This window comes from Geodermatophilus sp. SYSU D00815 (assembly GCF_054050035.1).
The window spans coordinates 1-23,578 of the sequence record NZ_JBJGYO010000043.1 but is presented as its reverse complement, the minus strand read 5'-3'; the positions used below and the strand labels follow the sequence as shown (position 1 = coordinate 23,578).

General features: G+C 76.2%; 19 protein-coding genes. 7 read left to right on the top strand and 12 right to left on the bottom strand.

Features of this window, described 5'->3' with window-relative positions; all coding sequences use genetic code 11:
• Positions 1-218: 218 nt before the first annotated feature.
• Positions 219-932, bottom strand: coding sequence for a class I SAM-dependent methyltransferase (locus tag ACI78S_RS24180; protein ID WP_456977531.1), 714 nt, complete (start codon positions 930-932; stop codon positions 219-221).
• A 14-nt stretch (positions 933-946) separates the two neighbouring features.
• On the opposite strand from ACI78S_RS24180, the gene ACI78S_RS24175 reads away from it, so the two are divergent.
• Complete coding sequence (locus tag ACI78S_RS24175) at positions 947-2,197, top strand: Nramp family divalent metal transporter (protein ID WP_456977530.1); 1,251 nt, start codon at positions 947-949, stop codon at positions 2,195-2,197.
• Here ACI78S_RS24175 and ACI78S_RS24170 read toward each other — a convergent pair.
• On the bottom strand, positions 2,154-3,035 hold the full coding sequence (locus ACI78S_RS24170) for a pentapeptide repeat-containing protein (protein ID WP_456977529.1): 882 nt from the start codon (positions 3,033-3,035) through the stop codon (positions 2,154-2,156). The two genes, ACI78S_RS24175 and ACI78S_RS24170, sit on opposite strands and share 44 nt — an antisense overlap.
• A 10-nt stretch (positions 3,036-3,045) precedes the next feature.
• Positions 3,046-3,978 carry a haloalkane dehalogenase gene (locus ACI78S_RS24165; protein ID WP_456977528.1) on the bottom strand — a complete coding sequence of 311 codons (933 nt, stop codon included), beginning with the start codon at positions 3,976-3,978 and terminating at the stop codon, positions 3,046-3,048.
• Positions 3,979-4,147: 169 nt separating this feature from the next.
• On the opposite strand from ACI78S_RS24165, the gene ACI78S_RS24160 reads away from it, so the two are divergent.
• Positions 4,148-4,900, top strand: a complete 753-nt coding sequence (locus ACI78S_RS24160; RefSeq protein WP_456977527.1) for a MerR family transcriptional regulator — start codon at positions 4,148-4,150, stop codon at positions 4,898-4,900.
• 159 nt (positions 4,901-5,059) lie between these two features.
• The gene (locus ACI78S_RS24155) at positions 5,060-5,263 is read left to right on the top strand and encodes a hypothetical protein (protein ID WP_456977526.1); all 204 of its coding nucleotides are present in this window, start codon (positions 5,060-5,062) and stop codon (positions 5,261-5,263) included.
• Here ACI78S_RS24155 and ACI78S_RS24150 read toward each other — a convergent pair whose 3' ends face one another.
• Positions 5,264-6,058: a methyltransferase domain-containing protein gene (locus ACI78S_RS24150; protein ID WP_456977525.1), complete on the bottom strand. Its 795-nt coding sequence runs from the start codon at positions 6,056-6,058 to the stop codon at positions 5,264-5,266. It lies immediately after the preceding gene.
• A 76-nt stretch (positions 6,059-6,134) separates the two neighbouring features.
• The gene (locus ACI78S_RS24145; RefSeq protein WP_456977524.1) at positions 6,135-7,661 is read right to left on the bottom strand and encodes a glycerol-3-phosphate dehydrogenase/oxidase; all 1,527 of its coding nucleotides are present in this window, start codon (positions 7,659-7,661) and stop codon (positions 6,135-6,137) included.
• A 16-nt stretch (positions 7,662-7,677) separates the two neighbouring features.
• Here ACI78S_RS24145 and ACI78S_RS24140 point away from each other — a divergent pair, with 16 nt between their 5' ends.
• Positions 7,678-9,324, top strand: coding sequence for an FAD-binding oxidoreductase (locus ACI78S_RS24140; protein ID WP_456977523.1), 1,647 nt, complete (start codon positions 7,678-7,680; stop codon positions 9,322-9,324).
• A gap of 27 nt (positions 9,325-9,351) precedes the next feature.
• Here ACI78S_RS24140 and ACI78S_RS24135 read toward each other — a convergent pair whose 3' ends face one another.
• Positions 9,352-9,993, bottom strand: a complete 642-nt coding sequence (locus ACI78S_RS24135) for a TetR/AcrR family transcriptional regulator (RefSeq protein WP_456977522.1) — start codon at positions 9,991-9,993, stop codon at positions 9,352-9,354.
• A 60-nt stretch (positions 9,994-10,053) separates the two neighbouring features.
• Between ACI78S_RS24135 and ACI78S_RS24130 the strand changes: the two genes are divergently transcribed.
• A complete protein-coding gene (locus tag ACI78S_RS24130) occupies positions 10,054-10,956 on the top strand; it encodes an NAD-dependent epimerase/dehydratase family protein (RefSeq protein WP_456977521.1) in 903 nt (300 codons plus the stop codon).
• Between the two features lie 60 nt (positions 10,957-11,016).
• Here ACI78S_RS24130 and ACI78S_RS24125 read toward each other — a convergent pair whose 3' ends face one another.
• Entirely contained in the window at positions 11,017-12,462 is a 1,446-nt protein-coding gene (locus tag ACI78S_RS24125; RefSeq protein ID WP_456977520.1) for an FAD-binding oxidoreductase, read from the bottom strand.
• 201 nt (positions 12,463-12,663) lie between these two features.
• Between ACI78S_RS24125 and ACI78S_RS24120 the strand changes: the two genes are divergently transcribed.
• Positions 12,664-16,065, top strand: coding sequence for a BTAD domain-containing putative transcriptional regulator (locus ACI78S_RS24120; RefSeq protein ID WP_456977519.1), 3,402 nt, complete (start codon positions 12,664-12,666; stop codon positions 16,063-16,065).
• 176 nt (positions 16,066-16,241) lie between these two features.
• On the opposite strand, the gene ACI78S_RS24115 is transcribed toward ACI78S_RS24120, so the two are convergent.
• Positions 16,242-17,009, bottom strand: coding sequence for a glucose 1-dehydrogenase (locus tag ACI78S_RS24115; protein WP_456977518.1), 768 nt, complete (start codon positions 17,007-17,009; stop codon positions 16,242-16,244).
• 94 nt (positions 17,010-17,103) lie between these two features.
• Here ACI78S_RS24115 and ACI78S_RS24110 point away from each other — a divergent pair, with 94 nt between their 5' ends.
• On the top strand, positions 17,104-18,342 hold the full coding sequence (locus tag ACI78S_RS24110; protein WP_456977517.1) for an arginine deiminase: 1,239 nt from the start codon (positions 17,104-17,106) through the stop codon (positions 18,340-18,342).
• Between the two features lie 70 nt (positions 18,343-18,412).
• On the opposite strand, the gene araA is transcribed toward ACI78S_RS24110, so the two are convergent.
• The 4 genes from araA to ACI78S_RS24090 form a co-directional block, all read right to left on the bottom strand.
• Positions 18,413-19,924 (bottom strand): L-arabinose isomerase, encoded by a 1,512-nt coding sequence (gene araA / locus ACI78S_RS24105; protein WP_456977516.1) that lies wholly within the window; start codon positions 19,922-19,924, stop codon positions 18,413-18,415.
• Positions 19,925-19,935: 11 nt separating this feature from the next.
• On the bottom strand, positions 19,936-20,610 hold the full coding sequence (locus ACI78S_RS24100) for an L-ribulose-5-phosphate 4-epimerase (RefSeq protein ID WP_456977515.1): 675 nt from the start codon (positions 20,608-20,610) through the stop codon (positions 19,936-19,938).
• Positions 20,607-22,298 (bottom strand): xylulokinase, encoded by a 1,692-nt coding sequence (locus ACI78S_RS24095; RefSeq protein ID WP_456977514.1) that lies wholly within the window; start codon positions 22,296-22,298, stop codon positions 20,607-20,609. The genes ACI78S_RS24100 and ACI78S_RS24095 overlap by 4 nt, the downstream gene beginning before the upstream one ends.
• Before the next feature lie 96 nt (positions 22,299-22,394).
• On the bottom strand, positions 22,395-23,426 hold the full coding sequence (locus ACI78S_RS24090; protein WP_456977513.1) for a LacI family DNA-binding transcriptional regulator: 1,032 nt from the start codon (positions 23,424-23,426) through the stop codon (positions 22,395-22,397).
• Positions 23,427-23,578: the final 152 nt, after the last annotated feature.

The window sequence follows — 23,578 nt, the reverse complement described above, 5'->3', positions numbered from 1 at the left end:
CCCCCCCCCCCCCCCCCCCGCCCCCCCCCCCCGCGCGCCCCCCCCCCCCGCCCCCCCCCCCCCCCCCCCCCCCCCCCCCCCCCCCCCCCCCCCCCGGGCCCGGCTCACCCGGCTGGGCATCGAGAGCAACGGCGAGTTCTGCCGGAGCTTCCTCAAGACCCGGTATGCCGACACGGCCGGCACGGGGTGAGCTGCCCCGTCCGGAGGACGGGGCCTCCTCAGCCGCCCGGGCGCGCGACCAGCACCCGGAAGAGGTTGCGCAGCCGGTAGGAGCCGAACGGCGTGCGGTACGGCGCGCAGCGCCGCAGGACCGCGGCCCGCACCGCCTCCGGGCCGGCCCGCGCGGCGGCCGCGCGCCCGAGTCCCGAGGCGAGCAGCGGGTCGACCAGCGCGTCGTCGCCGGCGTAGTCGAAGGCGCACACCACCTCCTCCAGCCGCTCGACCACCAGGCCGGCGCGCCCGGCGAGCCCCTGCAGCCGGCGGGGGTCGGTGACCGCTGCCGCCGCCGGACGCCGTCCCACCCACGGGGCCAGGGCCTCGCCGAAGGCGCGCACGTCGCACTCCTGCTCGCGCCCCCACACCGTCGCGACCACGACCGGCGCGCGGCGCCCGGCGGCGGCCAGCACCGCGACCGGGTCGGGCACGTGCATCAGCAGCTGCACGGCGACCGCCACGTCGAACCGGCCCGGCGGCGGGTCGAGCGCGTCGCGCACGGCGAACGACCCCTCGGGGACCGCGGCCGCCGCGGCCCGGATCGCCGCCGGGTCGAGGTCGATCCCGGTCACCCGCGCGCCGCGTTCGGCGGCGGCGCGGGCGAGGTGCCCGGCGCCGCATCCGAGGTCCAGCAGGTGGGTACCAGGGCCTGTGCTACTGGCGTCGAGCACGGCGGCGTGCAACCGTGCTGCCCACCCGCGCGGTCCCTCGTCGACCACGCGGTCGAGCCTAGGTGGACGGAGGGCTGACCGTGCTGGAGAAGGAGTCCACCGCGCGCGCGGTCCGCCGCCGGCGGCTGGCGCTGATCGGCCCCGCGTTCGTGGCCGCCATCGCCTACGTCGACCCCGGCAACTTCGCCACCAACATCTCGGCCGGGGCGCAGTTCGGCTACCTGCTGCTGTGGGTGATCATCTCCGCCAACCTCATGGCGATGCTGGTGCAGAGCCTCTCGGCGAAGCTGGGCCTCGCGACCGGGATGTCGCTGCCGCAGAACTGCCGCAAGCAGTACCGCCGCCCGGTCGTGCTCGGGCTGTGGGTCCAGGCCGAGCTGGTGGCCATGGCGACCGACCTGGCCGAGATCGTCGGCGGCGCCGTCGCGCTCCACCTCATCTTCGGGCTCGACCTGTTCACCGGCGGCGTCATCACCGGCGCGGTCGCCTTCCTGCTCCTGGCCCTGCAGCACCAGGGCGACCGGCGCTTCATCGGCGCCGTCACCGTCTACTTCGCGGTGATCTGCATCGCCTTCCTGCTGCTGGTGCTGCGCGCCGACATCGACCCCGGCGGGGTGGCCGGCGGGCTGGTGCCGCGCTTCGACGGCGCGGGGAGCCTGCTGCTGGCCACCGCCATCCTCGGCGCCACGGTCATGCCGCACGCCATCTACCTGCACTCGGCCCTGGTCACCGAGACCATCCCGGCCACCACGCTCCGGCAGAAGCGGGAGGCGCTGCGGGCCCAGCGGCTCGACGTCTCCACCGCGATGGGCCTGGCCGGGCTGGTGAACGCGGCGATGCTCGTCGTCGCGGCCGCGCTGTTCGCCGGGTCGTCGCTGGCCGACACCGACACCCTCGAGGGGGCGCACGCCGGCTTCGGGACCGCGCTGGACAGCTCGGCCGCGCTGGTGTTCGCCCTCGCCCTGCTGGCGTCCGGGTTCGCCTCGGCGAGCGTCGGCACCTACGCGGGGCAGGTCATCATGGACGGCTTCCTCCAGCGGCGGATCCCGCTGTTCCTGCGCCGGGCGCTCACCATGCTCCCGGCGCTGGCGATCCTCGCCCTGGGCGTGGACCCCACCGCCGCGCTGGTGATCTCGCAGGTGGTGCTGTCGTTCGGCATCCCGTTCGCGCTGGTGCCGCTGCTGCTGCTCACCCGCCGGCGCGACGTGATGGGCGAGCTGGTCAACCAGCGGCGGACGACGGTGACCGCCGGGCTGGTCGCCGCGCTGGTCATCGCGCTGAACGTCGTCCTGCTGTTCGAGCTGTTCTTCTGACCGCCCCGCTCCTGCCCGCGCCGTTCCTGCCCGCGCCGGGGAGCGCCCAGTGCAGCGGGCGGCGCAGCCCGGCCGGCAGGCGGGTGGCCGCGTCACCGCGCGCCGACTCCAGCTGGGCCTGGGTGACGAAGAGGGCGCCGGTGAGGTCGGCGCCGGAGAGGTCGGCGCCCCGCAGGTCGGCCCCGATGAGGTCGGCGGAGCGCAGGTCCGCCGCCCGCAGGTCGGCGCCGATCAGGTAGGCGCCGCGCAGGTCCGCACCGCGCAGGTCGGCCCGGCGCAGCTGCCGGCCGACGAGGTCGGCGCCGCGGTGGTCGCACCCGCGCAGCCCGGCGCGCGTCAGCTCGCTGGCCCGCAGCAGCAGCGGCCCCACCTCGGCGCGGACGGCTCCGACGTCGCAGCGCTCCAGCTCCTCGGCGCTGCCCCGGGTGAGCGCGTCGACCCGCTCGTAGGCCGCGCGCAGTTCCACGTGCAACGTCCGGGCGGCGTCGAGCGCGCGCGCCTCGTCGAGGTGGCCCAGCAGCTCGTGCAGCTGCCGCACGACCGGGAAGACGGCGAACATCTGCCGCGCCGTCGCGGGGTCGCCGCGCCAGTCGCGGCCGCCGAAGGTCAGCTGCGAGACCTTCTGCCCCGCCCCCTGGCAGTCGAAGACGGTGCAGCCGGCGAACCCGCGGTCGCGCAGCTGCGCGTGGATGCCGCAGCGGAAGTCGTCGTCCAGGTTGGCGCACGGCGTGCCGGCCGGCTTGTCGGCGGCGAAGTCGGCCGAGCGCGCGAACGGCAGCGCGACGCAGCACAGGCCGAAGCAGGCGCTGCAGTCGGCGCGCAGATCGGGGGAGCTCACCCCTCCAGTGTCACCGCTCGCCGGACCCGCCGAGCCGGGGCAGCCAGTCGGCCAGGGCACGGCCGATCGCGTGCGGCGAGTCCTCCGGCACGAAGTGCGCCCCCGGCACGGTCACCTCGGTCACCGCCCGCCACTTGCGGACGACCGACCGCGGCCGGCCGACCAGCAGGTACCCGGGCTCGGCGTTCAGGAAGAGCTTCGGGACGGCGCTGGTGCGCAGCCACTGCCCGTAGCGGGCGACGACGTCGCGCACGCGCGGCGGCACGTTCTCGATCGGGATCTGCCGGGGCCACTCGAGCGTCGGCCAGCGGTCCTCCCGCGACCGGAACGGCGCCCGGTACCGCTCGTGGGCCTCGGCGGACAGCCCGCGGGCGACCGAGGCCGGCAGGATGCGCTCGACGAACACGTTCTCGTCGAGCACCTTGCGCTCGCCGTCGGGTCCGCGCATCGCCTGGAAGATCCGTCGGCCGCTCTCGGGCCAGTCGGCCCACACGATCGGCGTCACGATCGCCTCGGTGAAGGCGATGCCGCGCACGCGCTCGGGGTGGCGCGCCGCCCAGTCGAAGCCCAGCGCCGACCCCCAGTCGTGCAGCACGAGGGTGAGCTGCCCGGTCGGCACCACGGCGTCCAGCCAGGCCTCGAGGTAGGCGGCGTGGGTGGCGAAGGAGTACGTTCCCGGGCCCGGGTCGGGCAGCTTGGCCGACTCCCCCATGCCGATCAGGTCCGGCGCCAGGCAGCGGCCCAGGCCCTGCACGTGCGGGAGGACGTTGCGCCACAGGTAGGACGACGTCGGGTTGCCGTGCAGGAACACGATCGCTTCCCCACCCACGCCACCCCGACGGCCGTCCCCGGCGCCGACGTCGACGTACGCCATCTCGGCGTCCCGCACCGCCACGCGCGAGCGCTCGAACGGGTCCTCCGGGGAGACGTCGTCGTCCGCCATGGTCGTGATCCTCTCCCGCAGGCGCTCCCCGGGCGCGGTGGGAGGTGCGGGCAGCGGCCTCGTCCTCGCCCGCGCCGGCCGGCGCGGCGCATCCTCTCCGGAAAAGGTGCTTGACCCTGACGTCGCGTCAGGCCGCAGCCTCGATCGCGTCAGAGGGAGGGAGGACCCGGTGAACGTGGGTGAGGTCGCCGCGCTGGCCGGCGTGACGGTGCGCACGCTGCACCACTACGACCGGATCGGGCTGCTCTCGCCGTCGGAGCGGACCGCGGCGGGCTACCGCCGCTACACGCCGTCCGACCTGGACCGGCTGCACCAGGTGCTGGTCTACCGCGAGCTCGGGTTCCCCCTCGAGGAGATCGCGACCCTGCTCGACGACCCGGACGCCGATCCGGTGGCGCACCTGCGCCGGCAGCTGGCGCTGCTGCGCGGCCGGCTGGAGCGCACGCAGCAGATGGTCGCGGCCGTGGAGAAGGAGATGGAGGCACGCACGATGGGGATCTCCCTGACCCCCGAGGAGCGGTTCGAGGTGTTCGGCGAGCACGACCCGGCGCAGTACGAGGAGGAGGCCCAGGAGCGCTGGGGCGAGACGGACGCGTACAAGGAGTCGCAGCGCCGGACGAGGTCCTACACCAAGGAGGACTGGCTGCGGATCAAGGAGGAGGGCGCCGACGTCGAGCGGCGCTTCGCCGAGGCGCTGCGGGCCGGCGTCCCGGCCGACTCCCCGGAGGCGATGGACATCGCCGAGGCGCACCGGCAGCAGATCAGCCGCTGGTTCTACGACTGCCCGCCCGAGATGCACGCCGGCCTGGGCCGGATGTACGTCGAGGATGAGCGGTTCACGGCCCACTACGAGCAGGTGGCTCCGGGCCTGGCGCAGTACGTGAGCACCGCCGTCCAGGCCAACGCCGCCCGCCAGGGCTGATCGGGGGCGCGCTCTGCGGGTGCTGCGGGCCCCGCAGAGCGCGACGCCACGCCCGGGACGGTTGACGCCGGTCGAGGCGGAGGCGTCTCGTGCTCGGCAGGGAGCCGAGAGAAGGCGCCGACGTCGGGTCCAGGGGGCGCGGCCATGCCGGTGTGGACGGTGCAGAGCTCGGACGGCGAGGACGAACGGGTCGAGGCCGGGATGCTGGCCACCGACGGCGGGGCGCTGCTCGCGCTCACCGACGACGGCCTCCTGCAGCAGGCCTGGGCTCCCGGCCAGTGGCGGACCGCCCGCCGCGTGGCCGACCAGGACCCGCACCCCGGCGGCGGGAGGAAGGTGCTGGTCGGCGTGCCGGTGGGCTGATCAGACCCGGATCAGCAGCTCGCCGTGGGTCATCGACAGCCAGCCGTCGTCGGCGTCGCGCCAGCGCCGCCAGGCGTCGGCGATCCCGTCGAGCTCCTCCGGCGTCGCCAGCCCGTAGGCGACCGCCTGCTCGGCGAACGCCGAGGCGGTGGCGCGCCCGGCCCACGAGTTGCCCCACCACGCGCGCTCGGCCGGTGAGGCGTAGCACCAGGACGACGTCGTCGCGGTGACGTCGCGCAGCCCCGCCGCGTGCGCCCAGGACAGCAGCCGCCGGCCGGCGTCGGGCTCGGCGTCGTTGCGCCGGGCCACGCGGTGGTAGAGGTTTAGCCACCGGTCGAGGCCGGCGTCGTCCGGCCACCACACGAACGTCGCGTAGTCGACGTCGCGGACGGCGACCAGCCCGCCGGGGCGGCAGACGCGCGCCATCTCGCGCAGCGCCGCGACCGGGTCGGTGAGGTGCTGCAGCACCTGGTGGGCGTGGACGACGTCGAACGAGCCGTCGGCCGCGTCGAGGGCGTAGACGTCGCCCACGCCGAACGTCACCTCGACGCCGCGGGACGCCGCGAGCGCGCGGGCCTCGTCCAGCGGGTCGGCGGACACGTCGAGGCCCACCACCCGCCCCGGCGCCACCCGCTGGGCCAGGTCGACGGTGATCGTGCCCGGGCCGCAGCCGACGTCGAGCACCTCGAGCCCGGGGCGCAGGTGCGGCGCGAGGTAGGCCGCCGAGTTCGCCACCGTGCGCCAGCGGTGCGACTGCAGCACCGCGTCCGCGTGCCCGTGCGTGTAGGTGTCCACGCGGGCAGCCTGCCGCATGGAGTCCACTCAGTGGAACCGACTTCCCACATGGTGGGATGCTGTCGGAACCGGCGGGTCAGGTCTCCTCGGCGAGCACCCGCTCGGCCACCATCGCGGCACGCGCCCGGTCGGCCGGCACCAGCCCGATGCGGGTGCGCCGGTCGAGCAGGTCGGCGACGGTGCGCGCCCCCTCGGCCCGGACGGCGAAGCGCAGCTCCCCCAGCGTCTCCGGGCGCCCCTCCACCACCGGCCCGGCGCCCAGCGCCTCGACCGCCGGTGCCTCGGTGCCGTACCGCTCGACCAGCCGGCGCGGCGCCGACACCCGGTCGAGCGCCGGCCGCGGCGCGGCGCCGACCAGCGGCGACCGGGCCGTCGCCGACCGCGCGGCGCCGCGCCCGAGCCGGGCCACGACGGCGTCGACGGCCTGCTCCGCCATCGCCCGGTAGGTGGTCAGCTTGCCGCCGACGACGGTGAGGACCGGTCCCTCCCACGACAGCAGGTGCCGGCGGGAGAGGTCGGCCGTGGCGTCGCCGGGCCCCGTCCCCGCCGAGGCCGGGAGCACCAGCGGCCGCAGCCCGGCGTAGGCCCCCACCACGTCGGACCTGCGCAGCGGGTCGGCCAGCACCTGGTTGACCGTGCCCAGCAGCTGCTCGACCTCGGCGTCGGAGGGGCGGGGGTCGTCGTACCCCGGGGGGCCGGCCACCGGTTCGTCGGTGATGCCCAGGTAGACCAGCCCGCGCGGCTGGGGCAGCGCGAAGACGTAGCGCGAGCGGGAGCCGGGGAGCGGCACGGTCAGCGCCGCGGTCGGCGACCCCAGCCGCGCCGCCGGGACGACGAGGTGCGACCCGCGCGAGGGCACCAAGCGCACGCCGGGCGCGAGCCGCTGCGCCCACACGCCGGCCGCGTTGACGACCGCGCCGGCCCGCACGGTCGCCGTCCCCCCGCCCGGGAGCGCGACGTGCACGTCGGCGCCGTCCACCCCTGTGCCGTCGACTCCCGTGACCTCGGCGCCGGTGAGCACGTGCGCGCCGTGCGCCGCCGCGGTGCGCGCCAGGGCGACCACCAGCCGCGCGTCGTCGGTGAGCTGGCCGTCCCAGAACACGACGCCGCCGCGCCCGCCGCGCACCGCCGGCGCCAGCCGCGCCACGGTCGCGGCCCGCACCCGCCGCGTGCCGGGCAGGGAGCGCCGCCCGCCGGGCACCGAGGAGCGGATGGCGTCGGCGGCCAGGCCGCCGAGCCCGGCCAGCGCGCTGACCGGGCGGCCCGCGACGTCGGGCACCAGGAACGGCAGCGGGCGGACCAGGTGCGGCGCGGTCGCCCCCATGAGCACCGCGCGCTCGCGGGCGCTCTCGCGGGCCAGGCCGAGCTCGCCGTGGGCCAGGTACCGCAGCCCGCCGTGCACCAGCTTCGACGACCAGCGGCTGGTGCCCGCGGCGAGGTCGGCCCGCTCGAGCAGGGCCACCGACAGCCCGCGCGAGGCGGCGTCGAGGGCCACCCCGGCACCGGTCACCCCGCCGCCGACCACCACGACGTCGACCCGCCCGCCGGCGACGGCCTCGAGGTCACGCGCCCGGCGGGCAGGGCTCAGCGCACCGGGCAGCACTCGGCAGACTGTAGCGATGCCCGAGCAGCCGGAACTGACGATCCAGGGCTGGGGTCCCGCCGGCGAGCGGCCCGCCGACCTGCAGGACACGCTGCCCAAGGCGGCCCGCCGCTTCCTCATCCGGGAGCTCGGCTGGACGCCGCGGTCCACCCCGCCCGTGCCGGTGGACCGGATCAGCCTGGCGCCGTCCCGGCTGCCGGAGGACGTCGCCGCCGTGCTCACCGGCCTGCTCGGCGCCGACCACGTGCGCACCGACCGGGACGCGCGGCTGCGCCACGCCGGCGGCAAGAGCTACCTGGACCTGGTGCGGCGGCGGGGCGGCGACGCGTCGGACGCCCCGGACGCCGTCGTCACCCCGGGCAGCACGCAGGAGACCGCCGCGCTGCTGGCCGCGTGCAGCCGGCACGGCGTGGTCGTGGTGCCGTTCGGCGGGGGCACCAGCGTGGTCGGGGGCCTGGCCGGCACCGACCCCGACGACCGCCCGTGCGTCTCGGTCGACCTCTCCCGCATGGCGGCCGTGCACGCGGTCGACGTGCCGTCGTCGCTGGTCACCGTCGGCCCGGGGCTCCGCGGGCCGGCGCTGGAGGAGGCGCTCGGCGAGCACGGCCTGACGCTGGGCCACCTGCCGCAGAGCTTCGAGTTCGCCACGCTCGGCGGGTACGCCGCCACCCGGTCGGCCGGGCAGCAGTCGACCGGCATCGGCCGCTTCGACGACCTGGTCGCCGGGCTCACGCTGGCCACGCCCACCGGCGTGCTGCGGCTCGGGCACCCGCCGGCCAGCGCCGCCGGCCCCGACCTGCTGGGCCTCGCGCTCGGCTCCGAGGGCACGCTGGGCATCGTCACCGAGCTCCGGCTGCGGGTGCGGCCGAAGCCGCGGACGACGCACTACGAGGGCTGGTCCTTCCGCTCCTGGGCGGCGGGCCTGGCGGGGCTGCAGCGGCTGGCGCGGCACGACCTGCTCCCCGACGTCGTCCGGCTCTCCGACGCCGACGAGACGCGGGCCAACCTCCTCATGGCCTCCGGCGCCGGCGCGCGGGCGCTGCGCGGGACGCTGCGCGTTCGGGGCCGCGGCGCCGGGTGCCTGCTGGTGGTCGGCTGGGAGGGGCTGCCCTCGCTCGTGCGGGCCCGGGTGCGCGCGGCCGCGTCGGTGCTCAAGGACGACGGCGCCGTCGGGCTGGGCGCGCGGGTCGGCGAGTCGTGGCGGGCGCACCGGTTCGAGGGGCCGTACCTGCGCGACCGCCTCCTCGACGGCGGCCTGCTGGTGGAGACGCTGGAGACGGCGGCCACCTGGACGGCGCTACCGGCGGTGTACGACGCCGTCCGGGAGGCGCTGCGGGCGTCCCTGGCACGCGGCGGGGCGCGGCCGCTGGTGATGGCGCACCTCTCGCACGGCTACCCGACCGGCGGCTCGCTGTACTTCACCGTGCTCGCCGACCGCGACGACGACCTGCCCCTCCAGCAGTGGCTCACCGCCAAGCGGGCGGCGACCGAGGCGCTGCTCGCGGCGGGTGGCACGCTCACCCACCACCACGCGGTGGGCGCCGACCACCGGCCGTGGCTGGCGCGGGAGGTCGGCCCGCTCGGCGTGGAGGTGCTGCGCGCGGTCAAGCAGCGCCTGGACCCGGCCGGCATCTGCAACCCCGGCGTCCTCCTGCCCGACTGACGCGGGGCGGACGCCGGGACGGCGCGCTCAGGCCCCGCCGGCCAGCGCCGAGGCGATCCCCGTGACGGCGACCTCCAGATCGGTGGGGGTGCGCCCCTGGTCGCGCACCCACCAGCGCACCTGCTCCGCCGACAAGCCGGCCAGCAGCACCTCCGCCCGGACGGCGGCGTCGGGGGCGCCCGCGGCCCGCAGGAGCAGCTCCGCGTGCCGGCGCCAGAACCCGTACGAGCCCTTGCGGAGCCGCCCGCCCGGCGTGGAGGTCTCCGACATGAGCACCAGGTCCAGGTGGGCGGCCTGGAAGCCGAGGTAGGCACGGGCGAACGCGACCAGCCGTTCCGCGGGCTCGGCGCCCGGGCCCAGCGGGGGCGGGCCCTCGAGGAGCTGCCGCTGCAGCTCCGCGCCGCGCTGGTCCAGCAGCGCGGCCCCGAGCCCGCCCTTGTCACCGAACCGCCGGTACAGCGTGCCCTTCCCGACGCCCGCCGCCGCCGCGACGTCGTCCATGGTCACGCCGGCCACGCCGCGCTCGGCGAACAGCGCCTCCGCCGCGGCCAGCACGCGCAGCCGGTTGCGGGCCGCGTCCGCCCGCTCCCGCGGCGAGCCGGGCTGCCCGACGACCGGCAGCCCGCCCGTTGCACAACCGGACTGCGGTCCGGTACCGTTCGACGCCATAACCGGACTGTAGTCCGGATCCGTTCGGGCCGCGCGCCCACCCCCGTGAGGAGACCTGCCATGCACAGCACCGTCCTGGTCCTCGGCGCGACCGGGTACCTGGGAACCCCGCTGGTCGAGCGGCTGTCGGACACCGGGCACCGGGTCGAGGCGCTGCTGCAGCCGGGGGTCTCGCCGGCCGACCTGCCCGGAGGGGTGGGGGTGCGGGTGGGCGACCTGACCGATCCCGCGTCGCTCACCGCGGCGGTCACGCCGGACGTCGACGCGGTCGTGCACCTGGTGCCGCCGGCGGGCGACCTCGGGGTCGACCGCGCGGCGATCGAGGCGCTCGTCGCGCCGCTGCGCGGCAGCGGCCGGGCGTTCGTGTACACCAGCGGCGCCTGGGTCCTCGGCCCGACGGGCGGCAGGCTGCTGGACGAGGCGGCGCCGACGAACCCGATCGAGATCGTGCGCTACCGGCCCGCGCTGGAGGAGCAGGTGCTCGCCGCGGCCGCGGAGGGCGTGCGCTCGGTGGTCCTGCGCCCCGGCGTCGCGCACGGCCGGGGCGGCGGGATCCCCGCCCTGCTCGTCCGCCTCGCCGCCGAGCACGGCGTCGGCCGGTACGTCGGCACGCCGCTCGCGCACTGGCCGATGGTCCACGTCGACGACCTGGCGGACCTGTTCGTGCTCGCCCTCGAGCGGGCGGAGCCGGGGCGGTTGCTGCACGCGGTGCACGAGGCGGGCGTCGCGTCCCGCGACCTGGCTGCTGCGGCGGCGGTGGCCGCCGGGGTCACCGGGGCCGAGCCGTGGCCGTTGGCGGACGCGGCTGCGGCGCTCGGCGCGGCCTTCGCCGAGGCCCTGGCGTGCGACCAGCTCGTCTCCGGGGAGCGGGCGCGCACCGAGCTGGGCTGGTCCCCCCGACGCGCGGGAGCGCTGGTCGACGTCGCGGCGGGTTCCTACGCCCCCGCGCGTGCCGCTGCCTGACGCGGCGGAGTCCCACGGCCCGGACGAACCGGCCGTGGGACTCCGCAGGGCGGCCCGGGGTCAGAGGGCGTAGCCGAAGGAGAAGACGCGGTCGGGGTCGACGGCCTGCTTGATCGCCTGCAGCCGCTCGGCGACGCCGGCCGGGTAGGCCGCGGCGACCTCCGCCGGGCCCGACACCTCGCCGAGGAAGTTGACGACGCAGCCGGGCGCCCGCCACGGCTCGAGCGCGGCGAGCAGGCCCCTGCCCAGCGCCGGGACGACGGCCGCGAGCTCGGGCACGGCGGGGCCGATGACCAGCACCTGGAAGGCGCCCTCGCGGCCGGCGACGGCGTTCGGGTGCTGCGGCTGGCGGGCGAGCGCGCCGCCGAGCAGCCGGAGCTCGACCATGACCAGCGGGATGTCGAGCTGCGGGCCGGCCGCGGCCAGGATGGTGTCCACCGTCGCCTCGGTCAGCTCGGCCAGCTGCATGCCCTTCTCCCAGCCCGGCATCGGGTCCTTGGGGTCCATGTGGATCGAGTCGAACTCGGTGGTCAGCAGCGGGTGGACGAAGCCCAGGACCACCTCGCCGCTGGCGCGCATGGGCTCGAGCAGGCGCTCGCCCTCGGCGGGGTCCTCGCCGCAGTAGGCGTACCGCAGGTGCAGCACGGTCTGCCCGCGCAGCGGCGGCGGCAGCTCCTCCAGCGGAGGCACCCGCAGCAGCGCGATCGAGGTGCTGACCTCCTCGGGCAGCGTCGGCGCCCACTCGCGGAAGGCGTGCAGCACCGAGGCGGCGTCCTTGCCGGCGAAGAAGATGCCCCCGCCGAGCACCGACCGCACCGGCACGAGCTGGATCTCGATCGCGGTGACGACGCCGAAGTTGCTCTTGCCGCCCCGGACGGCCCAGAACAGCTCGGGTTCCTCCTCGGGGCAGACCGTCCGGATCGCTCCGTCGGCGGTCACCATCTCGACCGAGAGCACCTGGTCGGCGGCGAAGCCGTACTTGCGGCCGAGCGAGCCGAGCCCGCCGCCGAGCGTGTAGCCGACGACGCCGACGTCGGACGACGACCCGCACAGGCCGGTCAGCCCGAACGGCGCCGCGGCCTCGAGCACCTTGACCCAGCGCACGCCGGCCTCGACGCGGGCGGTGCCGCGCATCCGGTCGATCGTCACGCCCTGCATGCGCCGCGTGGAGATCATCAGCGAGCCGGCGGCGTTGCGCACCGGCCCGTGCCCGGTGGCCTGGACGGCGACCCCGAGCCCGTGCGCGGTGGCCCAGGAGACGGCGGTGGCGACGTCGGCGGCGCAGGTGGCGCCCACCGCGACCGCGGGGGTGTGCGTGATGGCGACGTTGAAGGTGGCCACCTCGGCGGCCAGGCCGTCGTCGCCGGCGACGTAGACCGGGCCGTGCACGCGGCTGCGCAGGTCGTCGACGTCGGCGGCCGGGATCGCCGGCGCCAGGCTGTCGAGGACGGCGTCGTCCAGGTCGGTGGGCAGGGACTGCGCGTTGGTGAGCTCGGGGAGGCTCATGGGGGATTCCCTCGGAGAACGTTCGCGGCGCTCCGCCGCGGTGGTGGTCGGTGCGGACGGCGACCACCGTGGCCTCCGCCACTTGACCCGCACTTGCAAGCCTCTTGGACGACGGCTTGCGCCCCCCGACGGGCGAATTCACCGCCGAATCGCACGCCGGGGGCTCCCGTTCCCGCGCCGGACCTGGGAGCATCCCCCCTCGTGCGTTACCGCGTCCTCGGCCCGCTCGAGGTGTCGGGGCCCGACGGACGCCCGCTCGACGTCGGCGGCGCCAAGCCCCGGGCGCTGCTGGCCCTCCTGCTGGCCGAGGCCAACCGCGTGGTGGCCGTCGACCGCATCGTCGCCACGCTGTGGGGCGACGACCCGCCGCCGACCGTCACCGGCACGCTGCAGGCATACGTCTCGCACCTGCGCCGCGTGCTCGAGCCCGACCGCGGCCCCCGCGAGGCGCCGTCGGTGCTGCTCACCCGGGCACCCGGCTACCTGCTGCGGCTCGACGCCGCCGACCTCGACGCCCTGCGCTTCCCGGAGCTGGTGGAGGAGGCCGAACGGGCCCTCGAGGGCGGCGACGCCGCGCGCGGGGTGAACCTGCTGGACCAGGCGCTGCGGCTCTGGCGCGGTGAGCCCCTGCCCGAGCTGGGCGACACCCCCTCGGCGGCCACCGACCGGCTGCGGCTGGTCGAGCTGCACGTGCGCGCCCGCGAGCGGCGCTGCGACGCCCTGCTGGCGCTCGGCCGGGCCGACGCCGCGGTCAGCGACCTGCAGGACCTCGTCGCCGAGAACCCGCTGCGCGAGCGCCTGTGGGCGCGCCTGGTGACCGCGCTGTACGCCGCCGACCGGCAGGCCGAGGCGCTGGAGGCGGTCCGCCGCTGCACCGAGCTGCTCCGCGACGAGCTCGGCATCGACCCCGGGCCCGAGCTGCGCGACCTCGAGCAGGCGGTGCTCCGGCAGGACCCCAAGCTGCTCGAGCGGCTCCCCCGCCCCAAGCTGACCGTCGCCCCGCCGCCCGCGCCGACCCCCGTGGTGCCGCAGGCCGAGGAGATCGTCGGCCGCCGGCAGGAGCTGGACAAGCTCAGCGCCGTCGGCGACCAGGTCGCGGCCGGCCGGCCGGCGCTCGTCCTCATCGAGGGCGAGGCGGGCATCGGCAAGACCCGCCTGGCCGAGGCGTCGGCCGACGCCGCCCGCGCCGCCGGCTGGGCGGTGGCCTGGGCCCGCTGCGCCGACGACGCCGGCGCCCCGGCGCTGTGGCCGTGGACCCAGGTGCTCGAGCAGCTCGGGCAGGAGCAGCTGACCCTCGTCACCGAGGCCGACGCCGGCGGCGACGCCGACGCCGCCCGGTTCAGGCTGTTCCAGGACCTGCGCGGCCGGCTGGCCGCCGCCGCGAGCCGGCCGCTGCTCGTCGTCCTCGACGACCTGCAGGGCGCCGACACGACGTCGGTGCAGCTGCTCGGCCTGCTCGGCCGGCACCTGCCGCGCGTGCCCCTGCTGGTGATGGTCACCGCGCGCACCGTCGGCGAGCAGGTGCCCGAGACGGTCTCCGACGCCCTCGCCCGGCTGGCCCGCGAGCCGTCCGCCACCTGCCTGCGCCTCGGCGGGCTCGGCACCGAGGACGTCCGGACGCTGCTGGCCCGGCAGCTCGGCGCCGGCGACCGCTCGCTGGCCTCCGCGGTGCACGACCGCACCGGCGGCAACCCCTTCTTCGTCGTCGAGCTCTCCCGGTGGATGCTCGGCGCGCACGACCTGCAGCTCACCCGGGTGCCGGTGCCGCCGTCGATCGGCGAGGTGCTGCGCAAGCGGCTGGGCCGGCTGCCGGAGAGCACCCGCGCGGTGCTGCAGCTGGCCGCCGTCGCCGGCCGGGACATCTCGCTGGACCTGCTCGAGGCCGCCGGCACGCCGGCCGAGGAGGCGCTGGCGTCGCTGGACTCCGCGGTCGCCGTCGGGCTGGTGGTCGAGGGTGCCCACCCGTGGACCTGGCGGTTCACCCACGCGCTCGTGCAGGAGGTCCTCGTCGGCGACCTGTCGGCGCTGCAGCGGGCCCGGCTGCACGCCCGGCTCGGCACGGCCCTCGAGAAGCGGGTCGCCAGCGGCACCTCCGACGAGGCGCTGCTGGAGCGGCTGGCGCACCACTTCGTCGAGGCCGTGCCGGTGACCGGGCCCGGCCCCGCGCGGCGCTACTCGGCCGAGGCGGCGCAGGCGGCGCGGGCGCGCTGGGGTCACGGGGAGGCCGCCGAGCACACCCGCCGGGCGCTGGGCCTGCTCGACCCCAACGAGGCCGACGCGCTGCGCACCCGGCACCAGCTGCTCACCCTGCTCGCCCACGACCTGCTCCGCAGCGGCCAGCGCACCGAGGCGCACGAGGTCACGGCGCAGGCCATCGCCGCCGCCCGCGAGCTCGGCGACCGCAAGTGCCTGGCCGACGCCGCGGCCATCTGGGGCAGCGTCACGGTGTGGAACTGGCGGCCGCACGGGGTCGTCGACGACGACCTGGTCGCCGTGCTGGAGGACCTGCTCGAGCACCGCGACGAGCTGGCCGGCACCGACGACGAGCGCGACCGGCTGGCGGCCCGGCTGCTCGGCACGCTGGGCGTGGAGCTGGCGTTCAGCCACGACCTGCAGAAGGGCGTCCGGTACGCCGACCGGGCCGTCGAGCTGGCCCGCCGGATCGGCGATCCCGAGCTGCGGGGGCGGACGCTCAACAACTACAGCCTCGCCGTCTGGGGGCGCCCGGGCGCCGCGGAGCTGCGGCTGGCCGCCGCCGACGAGACGATCGGGCTGGCCGGCACGGGCCTGCCCCGCCGCACCGAGTTCTTCGCCCGGCTGCACCGCGCGGCGATCCGGCTGCACATGACCGACCTGCGCGGGTTCGAGGCCGACCTCGACGCCGCGCGCCGGCTGGCGATCTCGCTGTCCGGGCCGGAGGTGCGCCCGCACGTGCTGTGGCAGCAGGCCGGCGCGGCCTGGCTGCGCGGCGACGCCGCCCGTGCGGAGGAGCTCACCACCGAGGCCTACGAGCTCTACCGGCGGGTGACGCCGCACGCCAGGCACGCCTACGCCGCCCACCAGTTCACCCTGCGCCGCGGCGACCACCGGCTGCCCGAGGCGGTCGACCTGCTGGTCGAGACCGGCGACGAGGGCAACCCGCTGCTGCAGCTGATGGCGGTGCTCGCCGCGGCCGAGTCCGGCGACCTCAAGGAGGCCCGCCGGCTGCGCGCCCGCTGGGGCCGCACGCAGATCCGCGACTGGGCCAGCGACGTCGCCGTGCTGCTCGAGGCCGAGGTCGCGCTGCACCTCGGCGACGAGCCGGAGCAGGAGATGGCGGTCGTGCAGCTGCTGCCGTTCCGCGGGCGGCAGGCCGTGCTCGGGACGCCGTCGTTCTCCCTGGGCGCCTACGACGAGCTGCTCGGCCGGATCGCCGAGGCCCACGGCGACACCGTGGCCGCCCGCGAGTGGTGGCTGGCCGCCCGGCAGCAGGGCCGGCTGGTCGGCTCGCCGCACCAGGTGGCGCTGGCCGAGTCGCACCTGGCGCGGGTGCCGGCCGACAAGGCGGTCCGCCCCCGCCGCAAGCGCTCCACGACGCCGCCCCCGCCCGCGGCGAGCGCCTAGCGGCCACGATCAGCTGACCTGATCCGCGCAGCTCCTCCCTCGTGCCGCACCGTGAGGGAGGACGGGTTCCGGTGAGGGAGGAAGGGTGGCCACGGCGCGTCACCCTCGCCGCGTGGTCGCCGCCCGGGCGTGCACGGCGAGGGTCGCGACCGCGCCGCGCGGGTGGCCGCCGGCGATCAGCGCGTGGTCGCGATGCCGCCGTCGACGGGGATGACGGTGCCGGTCACGTAGGCGCCGGCCCGGCTGGTCAGGTAGACGACGACGCCGGCCATGTCGTCGGGGCGGCCGATGCGGCCCAGCGGCGAGCGGGCGGCGATCTCGTCGCCGAACGCCTCCAGGGTGGCGGCCATCATCTTCGACTCGAACGGCCCCGGCGCGACGGCGTTGACGGTGATCCGCCGCGGGCCGAGCTCCTTGGCCAGCACCCGCGTGAGGTGGTGCAGCGCCGCCTTGGACGCCGAGTACGAGTAGGTGTGCATCGGCGGCACGTGCAGGCCGTCGATGCTGCCGACGTTCACCACGCGCGCCGGGTCGTCGTCGGTGCCGGCCTCCTGCAGCAGCGGCAGGAACGCCCGGGTGAGGAAGAACGGCGACTTCACGTTGAGGTCGAGCACCTTGTCCCAGCCCGAGGCGGGGAAATCCATGAGCGGCGCGCCCCACGTGGCGCCGGCGTTGTTGACCAGGATGTGCAGCTCGTCCTCGTGCGCGCCGACCTCGGCGGCCAGCGCCTGGCACGCCTCCTCGGTGGAGAGGTCGGCCGGCACGAACCGCACGGTGCCGTGCGCCGCGAGCTCCTCGCGGGCCCGCTCGCCCTCGTCGGGCTTGCGCGCGCTGATGTAGACGCGGGCCCCGGCCTGCAGCAGGCCGCGGGCCATCATCAGCCCGATCCCCCGGGTGCCGCCGGTGACGACGGCCACCTTGCCGGTCAGGTCGAACAGGTCCACGCCGCGCCTCCCGCGCTCCGGCGGGGCCTCGTCGCCCCGCCCGGGCGACCCTATCCAGCAGCCGGACGGCGCCGGCTGTGCGAGTCTGCCGATCATGAGCGGAACCGCGCCGGTCGGCGCGACCAGCGAGGTCGGCCGTCTGCGCACGGTGCTGCTGCACCGCCCGGGGGCGGAGCTGTCACGGCTCACGCCGCGCAACAACGACCAGCTGCTGTTCGACGGCGTCCCCTGGGTGGCCCGGGCCCAGGAGGAGCACGACGCCTTCGCCCAGGCGCTGCGCGACCGCGGCGTGGAGGTGCTGCACCTCGACCGGCTGCTCGCCGAGGTGCTCGACCTGCCCGGAGCCCGCGCCGAGCTGATCGCCGCCGCCGTCGACGACCCCCGGCTCGGGACGACGCTGCAGCGGACGGTGACCGCGCACCTGGCCGACCTGGCCCCCGACGACCTCGCCGGCACCCTGATCGCCGGGCTCGCGCACGACGAGCTGCCCGGGGGCGCCGGGCTGGCCTACCAGCTCATGGGCCGCGGCGAGTTCATCGTGCCCCCGCTGCCCAACCTGCTGTTCACCCGCGACTCCTCGGTGTGGGTCGGCGACGAGGTCGCCGTCACCTCGCTGGCCATGCCCGCCCGGCACCGGGAGAGCACGATCACCTCCGCCGTCTACACCCACCACCCGCGCTTCGCCGGGGTGGCGCAGCTCTACGGGTCCCACCTGGAGCACCTGGAGGGCGGCGACGTGCTCCTGCTGGCCGCCGGCGTCGTCGCCGTCGGCGTCGGCGAGCGGACGACGCCCGGTGGCGCCGAGCGGCTGGCCCGGCGGGTGTTCGCCCGGCGGCTGGCGCACACGGTGCTCGTCGTCCCGGTCGCCCAGCAGCGGGCGACGATGCACCTGGACACCATCGCGACCATGGTCGACGTCGACGCGATGGTCATGTACCCGGCCGTCGCCGACTCGCTGGCCGCCTGGACGGTCACCGCCGGCGACCGCACCGCCGACACCGGAACCGACGCCGACGCCGACGACCTCGAGCTCACCGTCCGCGGCCCGGCCCCCTTCGTGGAGGCCGCCGCGGCCGCCATGGGCATCGACCGGCTGCGGGTGATCGACACCGGCCTCGACCCGGTCACCGCCGAGCGCGAGCAGTGGGACGACGGCAACAACACCCTCGCCCTGGCCCCCCGGCTGGCCGTGGCCTACGAGCGCAACACCGTCACCAACGCGGCGCTGGAGGCCGCCGGCATCGAGGTGGTGCGCATCCCCGGCTCGGAGCTGGGCAGCGGCCGGGGCGGGCCGCGGTGCATGAGCTGCCCCGTCGCCCGCGACCCGCTGTAGTGACCAGGATGGCCATCTCGGTGGACGACGCGGGTCGGGAGCCGAGCGGTGGGGGCAGCGGGGCCCTCCCTCAGAGGCCCTGGGCGAGGCGGTGGTAGGCGGCACTCCAGCGCAGCTCCTTGGCCAGCGAGCGCCGCGTGGTCTCGGCGTCGATGACCACCAGCTCGGTCGAGAACACCTCGGCCAGGTCGGTGAGCTCGTCGGCGCCGACCTGGGTGGACAGCACCGTGTGGTGCGGTCCACCGGCGGTCAGCCAGCCCTCGGTCGCGGTGGCGAAGTCGGGCCGCGGCTGCCACACCGCGCGGGCCACCGGCAGGTTGGGCAGCGGCTCGTCGGGCTCGACGACGTCGATCTCGTTGGCCACCCAGCGGAACCGGTCGCCGAGGTCGGACCAGCCCACCACCACACCGGGCGCCGGGGCGGCGGTGAACACCAGCCGGGCCGGGTCCTCTCGGCCGCCGATGCCCAGCGGGTGCACCTCCACCCGGGGCCGCTCGCCGCTGATCGTGGGGCAGACCTCGAGCATGTGCGCCCCGAGGATCTTCGGGGTGTCCCCCTCCAGGTGGTACGTGTAGTCCTCCATGAAGGAGGTGCCGCCGGGCAGCCCGGAGCCGACCACCTTGAGCACGTGCAGCAGCGCCGAGGTCTTCCAGTCCCCCTCGCCGCCGAACCCGTAGCCGTCGGCCATCAGCCGCTGGACGGCGAGGCCCGGCAGCTGGCGCAGCCCGCCGAGGTCCTCGAAGTTCGTGGTGAAGGCCCCGAAGCCGCCGTCCTCGAGGAACGACCGCAGCGCCGCCTCGATCCGCGCCTGGTAGCGCACCGCCTCGTGCTTCGGTCCGCCCGGCTCGGCGCCGTCCTGGAAGTCGTACAGGTCCAGGTACTCCTCGACCAGCGCGTCGACGGTCTTGTCCTCGACCGCGTCGACGACCGCGACCAGGTCGTTGACGCCCCAGGTGTTCACCGAGACGCCGAACCGCAGCTCGGCCTCGACCTTGTCCGACTCGGTGACCGCGACGTTGCGCATGTTGTCACCGAAGCGGGCCAGCTTGAGGTTGCGCGCCGCGGCCGCGCCGGCGGCGGCGCGCACCCACGAGCCGACCCGGGCCTGCACCCGCGGGTTCGACACGTGGCCGGCCACGGTGGTCCGCGGGGTGCGCAGGCGGGTGAGGATGAACGCGTGCTCCCGGTCGCCGTGGGCGGCCTGGTTGAGGTTCATGAAGTCCATGTCGATCGTCGCCCACGGCAGGGCGGCGTCGGCCTGGGTGTGCAGGTGGAGCAGCGGCTTGCGCAGCGCGTCGATGCCCGAGATCCACATCTTCGACGGGGAGAAGGTGTGCATCCAGGTGATGACCCCGAGGCAGTTCGGGTCCTCGTTGGCCTCGCCCATCGCCCGGCGGATCGCCCCGGCGTCCTTGAGCACGGGCTTCCACACCACCCGCGCCGGGACGGCGTCGGCGGCGTCGAGCCCGGCGGCCACCCGCTGGGACTGCTCGGCGACCTGCTGCAGGGTCTCCTCGCCGTAGAGGTCCTGGCTCCCGGTCAGGAACCAGACCTCGGCCCCGGCGTAGGGGTCGGTGCGCACGAAAGCCTTCCTCACTGTCCGTAGACGTTCTGGTAGCGGGCGTAGAGCGAGTCGACGTCCGCCTGGTCGATCGGCAGCGGCTCGCCGAGCTGCCGGGAGAAGTGCACGGTGCGGGCGACGTCCTCGGTCATGACCGCGGCCTTGACCGCGGCCTTGGCCGACCCGCCGATGGTGAAGACACCGTGGTTGCGCATGAGCACCGCCGGCGAGCGGGACGACGAGAGCGTCTCGACGATCCCCCGGCCGATCGAGTCGTCGCCGATCAGCGCGAAGGGGCCGACCGGGATCGGGCCGCCGAACTCGTCGGCCATCGCCGTCAGCACGCACGGGATCTCCTCGGCGCGCGCCGCCCACGCCGTGGCGTACGGGCTGTGGGTGTGCACCTGCCCGTTGACGTGCGGCATGTGCCGGTAGACGTAGGCGTGCGCGTCGGTGTCGCTGGAGGGCTTCTTGACGCCGTCGACGGGGTTGCCGTCGAGGTCGCAGACCGTGATGCCCTCCCAGGTCAGCTCGTCGTACTCGACGCCGCTGCCCTTGATGACGAACAGGTCCTCGCCGGGCACCCGCTCGGAGACGTTGCCCGACGTCCACGTCACCAGCTCGTAGCGGGTCAGGTAGGTGTGCAGGGCGGCCACGTGCTCGCGCTGCGCGCGGTGCGTGCCCCGCTCGGTCACGGTGCTGGTCACTGCTGCTCCTCGGTCAGGACGGCTGCTCCCCGGTCAGGACGGGAGGTCGTGTCGTCGTCGGCGGTCCGCGGCTCGGCCCGCCCGTCGCCGATGCCCACGTGCGCCACGGCGGCCCGCTCGACCGGGAGGCCGGCGACGTAGCGCCGCATGAACGCGTCGAAGCCCGCGACGTCGGCCGGATCGGGCTCGGCGGTCTCCAGCGCGGCGCCGGAGAAGACGGCGGTGCCCAGGTAGTCGGCCAGGCTCTGCTCCGGCGAGCGCCGGGTGGCGAAGGCGGCGAGCACGGCCATCCCCCAGGCGCCGCCCTCGGACGCGACGTCCCCGACGGCGACCGGCGTGTCGATCGCCGCGGCCAGGAACCGCTGCGCCACGCCCCTGGTCTTGAACAGGCCGCCGTGCGCGAACATGCGGTCGAGCCGCACGCCCTCGCCCTTCTGCAGCACGTCCATGCCGATCCGCAGGGTGGCCAGCGAGGCGAACAGGTGCGTCCGCATGAAGGTGCCGAGGTCGAACCTGCTGTCGGGGGAGCGCACGAACAGCGGCCGCCCCTCCTCGAAGTCGGTGATCGGCTCGCCGGAGAGGTAGTTGTACGCCAGCAGCCCGCCGCAGTCGTCGGCGCCGCCGAGCGCGGCGGTGAACAGGGTCTCGAAGACCGCCGACGAGTCGGCCGTGGCGCCCAGCGCCCGGGCGAACTCGGCGAACAGCCCGGCCCACGCGTCGAGCTCGCTGGCCCCGTTGTTGCAGTGCACCATGGCCACCGGGTCCCCGGCCGGCGTGGTGACCAGGTCGAGTTCGCGGTGCATCCGGCCGAGCTCGTGCTCGAGCACGACCATGGCGAAGATGCTGGTCCCGGCGGAGACGTTGCCGGTGCGCGGCGCGACCGAGTTCGTGGCGACCATCCCCGTTCCCGCGTCCCCCTCGGGCGGGCAGAGCGGGATGCCGGGACGCAGCCGCCCGGTGGGGTCGAGCAGCTTCGCGCCCGCCTCGGTGAGGGTGCCGGCCGGGCTGCCGGCCGTCGCGACCGCCGGCAGCAGGTCGGCGAGGGTCAGCTCCACCCCCGCCTCGGCCGCGAGCTCGTCGAACCGGGTCAGCATCGCGGCCGAGTAGCCGCCGGTGTCGCCGTCGATCGGGAACATCCCGCTGGCGTCGCCGACGCCGAGGACCTTCTCGCCGGTGAGCTGCCAGTGCACGTAGCCGGACAGGGTCGTCAGGTGGTCCAGGCGGGCGACGTGCTCCTCGCGGTCCAGGATCGCCTGGTAGAGGTGGGCGACGCTCCACCGGTGCGGGATGTTGTGGCCGAACTCCGCGCTGAGCCGCTCGGCCGCCCTCCCCGTGTTCGTGTTGCGCCAGGTGCGGAACGGCGTGAGCAGCCCGCCGTCGGCGTCGAACGCCAGGTAGCCGTGCATCATCGCCGACACGCCGAGCGCGCCGACCGTGTCCAGCTCGACCCCGTGGCGGCGCCGCACGTCGTCCGTCAGGGCCGCGACGCTGCCCTGCACGCCCGCCCAGACGGCGTCGAGCGAGTACGTCCACAGCCGGTCCACGAACTGGTTCTCCCAGTCGTGGGTGCCGACGGCGAGCGGCTCGTGGTCCGGACCGATCAGCACGGCCTTGATCCGGGTCGAGCCGAGCTCGATCCCCAGGGCCGTGCGACCGGCCGTGATCGCCGCGCCGGCGTTCGTCGTCATGTCAGGAGACCCTTCCGCCCGACGGTGGATGGCCTGGCCCCGGCGGACCGGGCGACCGCGGGACGCTCGATGTTAGCGTTAACAGGACGGCCGGCCTCACACCCGGCGCGGCGCCGGCCCGGTGCTGGACCGGACCAGCAGGGCGGGGGGCACGGGGTCGGGGTGCAGGTCCTCGCCCTTGAGCCGGGCCAGGACGAGCTGGACCCCGCGCCGGCCGAGCTCGGCGAAGTCCTGCCGCACGGTGGTCAGCGGCGGGGTGAAGTACGGCGCCTCGGGCAGGTCGTCGAAGCCGACGACGCTGACGTCGCGCGGGGCCTCCAGCCCCTCCTCGTGGAAGGCCGCGAGCAGCCCGAGCGCCATCTGGTCGTTGGCCAGGAAGACGGCGGTGACCTCCTCGCCGCCGCGCAGCCGCTCGGCGAGCTGCTTGCCCGCGGCGTAGCCGGAGGAGGGGGTCCAGTCGCCGCGCAGGATCCGCGGCGCCGGGGCGCCGGCGCAGTCCAGCTCCGCCCGCCAGCCCGCGATGCGGTCCCGCGCCTCCTTGGAGTCGGCCGGGCCGGTGACGTGGTGCACCGTCCGGTGCCCCAGGTCGAGCAGGTGCCGGGTGGCCAGGCGGGCGCCGGCCACCTGGTCGACGCCGACGGCGGGCTCCTCGACGGCACCCCCGCTCTGCACGGTCACCAGCGGGATGGGCGCGGAGACCGAGTGCAGCGCCTCGTACGCGTCGTCGTAGGTGCCCAGCGCCACGACGGCGTCGACGGACTGCGAGACGAACCGGTCGACCGCCTCGCGCATGGCCTGGGAGGTGGCGTCGTCCAGGATCGTGACCGCCAGGGAGTAACCGGCGACGCGCGCGGCCTGCTCCAGCCCGACCAGCGTCTGCGCCGGCCCGTACTGGTTGATGTTGACCGTCACCAGCCCGATCGTGCGGGTGGAGCCGGTGACCAGCGCGCGGGCGGCGGTGTTGGGCCGGTAGCCGAGCTCCGCGATGGCCGCGAGCACCCGCTCGCGGGTGAGCGGCGCGACGTTGGGGGAGCCGTTGATGACCCGCGAGACCGTCTGGTGCGAGACACCGGCGCGCGCCGCGACGTCGGACATGACGAGCGCCCGCGGGGCCGTCTCGGACTGCACCGGTATCCCTCCTCGTCGTCGTCGGCGGGGGTGGAGATGCGCGGGGTCCGCCCCGGGGCCCGCGGGGGCGGGGGGGGGCCCCCGCGGGGGGTCCGCGGGAGCCCGCGGCCCGCCCCTTTGTGTTGTCCTCGAACCCGCAGGCCAGCACCACG